This is a genomic window from uncultured Campylobacter sp., from assembly GCF_937997405.1.
Classification (GTDB): Bacteria; Campylobacterota; Campylobacteria; order Campylobacterales; family Campylobacteraceae; genus Campylobacter_B.
This window is the reverse complement of record NZ_CALKTL010000081.1, coordinates 1-5,459: the sequence shown is the minus strand read 5'-3', so window position 1 is coordinate 5,459 and position 5,459 is coordinate 1. Positions and strand designations below refer to the sequence as shown.

The following is a 5,459-nucleotide window of genomic DNA, read 5'->3' as shown; positions in this document are numbered from 1 at the left end:
TAGAAACGATTCTATCGGAGTTTAAATCCGACGAAAGTTACGACGAGATAAAAAACGGAATGGATGCGGACTTAAAATCATACGCAAACGGCGATCTAAGCGGCTTTGAGAAGCTAGGCAAGGGCTGGAAAAATTGAAAATAATCCAGTCTAAAAGATTTCGCGCGCAGCTTAGCAAGATCGTAGAATTTATCGCAGAGCGCTCAGAGGATGCGATAGAAAATTTTAAAAACGAACTTTTTGCGCGAGCAGGCAAGCTTGGCTTTATGCCGTATAAATTTCGTAGATCAAAAAGCTTTGACGATAATAAAATTAGAGATTTCATATTTAAGGGTTTCGTAATCCCGTATCTAATAGACGAACCCGACGATACGATCGTTATCCTGGCGATATTTAAGCAAAATTTATTGAGATAACTTGATGTTTATTTAAAAACATCCGCGTTTAAATTCCGCGCTCCATTTATTAAAACCGCTCATTCGCCGCTGCTACAGCGCCAAAGAAAATCAACCGCTCATCCGCACTAAATCACCGCATATTCGCGCACGGCGCCGTAAATTTCAATTCTACGCGCAGCGTGCGAAAACAACTCCGCTCGCCCCCCCTACGCAAAAGCAAACCTAAAAGAATTTTCGGCTACAATTTCCCCCAAATAAAGGCAAAATATGAAAGAAATCTCGCTGCTAAGGCTCTCGCTCGCAATCTACGTCGATATGTTTTTGCGCCTCGTGACTACGTTTATCAACACCTACATGATCTCACGCGTGGACGTCTCGCTAGTGGGCGCGCTGGGGGCGGGCAACGAGATATTTTTGCTCTTCATCACCGTTTTCGGCTTTCTGGCCGTAGGCTGCTCTGTGCTCGTAGCGCAGGCGCTGGGGGCGAAAAACAAAGTCCTAGCCATGCGCGCGATCCACACAAGCATCGCGTTCAACGCGCTAGTGGGGCTTTGCAGCGGCGTTTTCGTCTTTAGCTGCGCGCCGTTTTTGCTGCACGCGCTGCAAGTGCCTGCCGAGCTTTTGAGCGAAAGCACGATCTATCTTAAGGTCATCAGCATCGTCTTTGCAATAGACGCCGTCGCGATCGTGCTTAGCGCCATCGTGCGCGTCTACGGATACGCAAATTTCATCATCGCAGTCTCCGTGGTGATGAATCTAGTAACGCTCACGGGCAACTACGTCGTGCTATTTAGGCCGTTCGGACTGCCGTACTACGGGCTTGAGGGCATTGGCGTGAGCACCATCGCGGGGCGCATGATCGGCGTATTTTTATTCTTTCTCATCATCACGAAGGTGCTAAAGATAAAATTTTACCTAACGATGTTTTTAAAGATTCAGTTCGCCACGCTGCGCAAAATTTTATCCGTAGGGCTTCCGAGCGCGGGCGAAAACATGCTGTGGATCGTGCAATATCTAGTCGCTTTCGCCTTCGTAGCGAGCATGGGCGAGGCGAGCCTTACCGTACAGACGATCTATTTTCAAATTTCATCATTCATCTTCTTCGGCGGAAGCGCGATCAGTATGGCAAACGAAGTGATCGTAGGCCGCCTCGTAGGCGCTGCCAAGCCGCAGGAGGCGTACCGGCACACTTTTACCGCGCTGCGCTTTGGGCTTGGAGCGACGGCGCTTTTCGTCGCGATAGTGTTTTTAGCGCGCGAGCAGATCATGGAGATGTTGAGCTTAAACGAGGCGCACAAGCAGGTCATGCGGCCGCTTTTTTACCTCACGCTGGGACTTGAGTTCGGACGGACGCTTAATATCGTATTCGTAAACGCCCTGCGCGCAAGCGGCGACGCAAGGTTTCCCTTTGCGATGGGCGTGATCTTTATGTGGGGCGTCTCAATCCCCGTGGGCTGGTTTTTGGGCATTCATCTGGGGTATGGAATTTTGGGCGTTTGGATCGGGTTTTTCTGCGACGAGTGGCTACGCGGTAGCGCGAATACGGCGCGATGGATAAGTAAAAAATGGCAGAGCAAAAAGTTAGTCTAAATTTGCTAGGCTTGCCGATAAGTCTGCGTTTTAAGCGGATGAAATACGCGCGCATCCGCATTAGCAAGGACTGCGAGATCAGCGTGAGCGTGCCGCGCTCCTACACCGCGGCGCAAGCGAAAGACTTCATCCTGAAGCACGAAAGCTGGATCCGCCAAACGCTAGCGCGACTGCAAAGCAAACTTTTAGCAAGCGACGAGGTTAGAATTTTAGGCAAAATTTACAAGCTGAAATTTAGCCGCGAGGCTGAGCTCAGTACAAACTGCGGCGCGAATAAAAATTTAGACAATGGCGGCACGCGAGGCTGGGTGAACTGGGCGAATGACGATACGAATAGTCACGCGGGCAGCGTAAATTCAGCTCATTTACAAAGCGGCGCAGGCATAAGCGGTAGCAGTACAGGCGGCTATGTGGGCGGCAGCCCAAATAACGGCACGGGCGGCATGAATTACGGTGCGGGCGGCGGCACGGCAAGTGAAATTTTAAAATTTCACTCGGGCGGGCACACCTCGCAAAATGGCGCGGCGAGCGAAAATTTGAAATTTGACCTACCTGGCGATGCGGCGCAGGGGCTAGCGCAACAGAGCAAAATGCGGCAAAACGGCGGGTTTATAAATACCGCAGTGCAAAATGGCGCAGCGGACGCAGATTTGGAATTTAATCTCGCGCGAGAGGACGCAAGCCTGGAAGGCGGCGAAAATTTAAAATTTCACTCAAATGCTTTGGGCGCGGGGGGGCAAAATTTAAATCGCGACGGCGCACAAAATTTAGCGGGCGAGGGGTTTTTAAAATCGAGTTGTATCCAGACAGAAGTGCTAGAGCAAAACGGCGTTGAACAATCCTGCGGCGAAATTTTAAAATTTAATCCTGCCGCAGGAGACGGAATTTTAAAATTTAAACCCGCCGTGAACGAAAGAACTTCAAAATCCGCGAGCGAAAACGTGCCGCAAAATGTATCGCAAAGCGCGCAAGCGGAGGAGTGCTACGAGCCCAATTTTACGATCAAAAATTTTATCCAAAGCTCTAAATTTAAAGATAAAATTTTTATGTCACGAGACGTGATCTTTTGCGAGAGCGAGGGCGAGTTTGCGGCGTTTAAAAAGGCCTTTGCGCTTGAGCTTTATCTGCGCTATATCGCGAAGCTTTCCCCACGGATAGGCCGCAAGATCGCGCGGGTACGGGTGCGCAAAATGCAGACGCGCTGGGGTAGCTGTAACCACGCCAAGGGCTATCTCAACTTCTCGCTAAGCCTGATAGAGCGGGATCCGCGCTTCGTCGAATACGTCGTGCTGCATGAGCTCGCGCACCTCATCCATGCAAATCACGGAGCGGATTTTTACGCGCTCATCGCGCAGATCATGCCCGATTTTAGGGCACGTATCAAGCTAGGCAAGGGCTAGTTCGCGAACGGGGCGCTCGTTTAAATTTTGCGTCACTGCGGCACGATCTTTGCAGCCGATAAATTTCAACCGATCTTTTTGCTGTGCCGTAGCAGGCCGCAGCCAGTCCGAAACTTGCGCGGCAAAGGCGGCTAAATTTCGCAAATTCCACGCATTTCTCCATCGCAACCAGCAGAAGCCAGCGCGCGGTAGGACTGAAAAAATAGTGGTGTTCGGGGACCTGCTCCATTATAAATTTCAAAAAATCGTAAAAATATTCAGGCGCAAATTTAACCTCGGCGCTCGTTAAACTATCGCCCAAATAGCAGATTTCGCCGCCTAAAATCCTCGCTTTTACCGCGGGGTTTGCATCTATGAAGCTTCTGGCACCGGCAAAGCTCAGGCAGTCCGCGGTCGCGTAATCTTTTAAATCCCGCAAGACGGGCTTGGAGCCGATGAAGGTGAAATTTTCCTCTATAAAGCGCGCTCCGCCCTCGCTTACTTGCCAGCAATCGCCCAAGCTCGATAAAAACGCAAACATCTCATCATCTGCGGATCTGAAATTTACAGGCTCATTTTTGCGATCCATCTTTGTCCTTTTTAAATTCATAGTTGCTTTTATTTTGAAATTTTTACGATAAAGAACAGAAAATATGTTTGATTTAATCTTTTTAAAATCATTATATTAAATTAGACTAATCAAGGTTTCCCGAGCTCTTTTTATTTCAAGCGAAATCCTTTACCGCCCTTTAAAATTCAACCAATTCAAATAATCGTTCTTTCTTTATTTTTTTGAACTTTATTTATTTGTTATCATCATTGAACTGCTCTTTGACAAGATCTTTGATATCGCTTTTAATACTTTTAGTATCAACTATTGAATCCTCACCCAGCTTCTGAAATTTTTCTTTATCTGCCTTCGTATATTCCTGTTCATCATCATATTTTTTTGTGATCAACCGAATCATCTTGCGACGCAAAAACTTCTCATCTCTAACATTTGACCTCTCTTTGATCCACCCAATTAGTAATACCATCAACATTATAAAACCAATATAACCTAGAATTGGATACATAATCGATACTAATTTTTTAAAGCCCATAAAGGATAATATATACCCTACAACTACGGTGCCAATCATAATTGGATAAAAACGTTTTGATTGATTAGATGAGAAACGTTTTGCTAAGGCATAGAATAAACTGAAAGCAGTATTAAAGATCAAGCCGAAGATAACAAGTGCATACACAAACGCAAATGCAGGATGAATCTGTTTGGCAATAGCCAACATAGGAATATCAACAGTCGTTGCAAGTTTTACATTTGCATATAAGATACAGGTTGTAACTGTGATGATAATACCGATTATAAATCCACCCAAAGTACCACCTTTTTCTGCTACACCAATCCTCATAATGGATCCCCCTAATACAAAAGCCATTGATACACCTGTCATAACGCAGAGCGAAAAATAATTCAGAACAGAAAACCAGATATTTGGCATTGGAGTAGAGATTGTATTTGCAATTGTTTCTAATTCTTTAAAATCAAAACGTTGACTTGCAAAGGTATACACTGCCATAATCATAATCATGATAAAAATAATAGGCGTAAATATTCCGATCACATTCGTGATTTTTTCAAAATTAAGAAAGCTAACAAGGATTATCAATACGGCACATAGGAGTGCTCCTGACCAGAATGGCATGCCAAATTGCTGATTAAGATTTGATCCAGCCCCGGCAATCATGACAAAACCTACCACAAAACAGCAAATAATTAAAGAAATATCAAGAATTTTATTAGTGATAGATCCAGCAATTTGTGAAAGAACTTCAAAGTGATCATTGGATCTAAAATAACTACCGAATGTAATAATGATTTTACCAAAGACGGCATTGAGAATACCAAGAATAACGGCTCCAAGAATACCCCATTTGCCAAAACTGACGAAATATTGCATCAGATCCTGACCGGACGATAATCCAGCACCGACAATAACCCCAACATATGCTAACGCTACATTTAAAATTTGTTTTAACATCATCCTACCTCTTAATTATAAAAATTTTAATTTGCTTTACTAATATTA

5 protein-coding genes are annotated in these 5,459 nt (G+C 45.3%); 3 read left to right on the top strand and 2 right to left on the bottom strand.

Features of this window, described 5'->3' with window-relative positions:
• Positions 1 to 133: 133 nt before the first annotated feature.
• The 3 genes from Q0372_RS04410 (at position 134) to Q0372_RS04400 (ending at position 3,387) form a co-directional block, all read left to right on the top strand.
• The gene (locus Q0372_RS04410; protein ID WP_298103062.1) at positions 134 to 415 is read left to right on the top strand and encodes a type II toxin-antitoxin system RelE/ParE family toxin; all 282 of its coding nucleotides are present in this window, start codon (positions 134 to 136) and stop codon (positions 413 to 415) included.
• 249 nt (positions 416 to 664) lie between these two features.
• Positions 665 to 1,987: an MATE family efflux transporter gene (locus Q0372_RS04405; protein WP_298103059.1), complete on the top strand. Its 1,323-nt coding sequence runs from the start codon at positions 665 to 667 to the stop codon at positions 1,985 to 1,987.
• Positions 1,963 to 3,387: a M48 family metallopeptidase gene (locus tag Q0372_RS04400; protein WP_298103056.1), complete on the top strand. Its 1,425-nt coding sequence runs from the start codon at positions 1,963 to 1,965 to the stop codon at positions 3,385 to 3,387. Before Q0372_RS04405 ends, Q0372_RS04400 begins: the two co-directional genes overlap by 25 nt.
• Here the strand turns inward: Q0372_RS04400 and Q0372_RS04395 are convergent.
• Together Q0372_RS04395 and Q0372_RS04390 are read right to left on the bottom strand one after the other, a co-directional pair.
• Entirely contained in the window at positions 3,368 to 3,955 is a 588-nt protein-coding gene (locus Q0372_RS04395) for a hypothetical protein (protein WP_298103053.1), read from the bottom strand. The two genes, Q0372_RS04400 and Q0372_RS04395, sit on opposite strands and share 20 nt — an antisense overlap.
• 214 nt (positions 3,956 to 4,169) lie before the next feature.
• On the bottom strand, positions 4,170 to 5,414 hold the full coding sequence (locus Q0372_RS04390; RefSeq protein ID WP_298103050.1) for a hypothetical protein: 1,245 nt from the start codon (positions 5,412 to 5,414) through the stop codon (positions 4,170 to 4,172).
• Positions 5,415 to 5,459 lie beyond the last annotated feature (45 nt).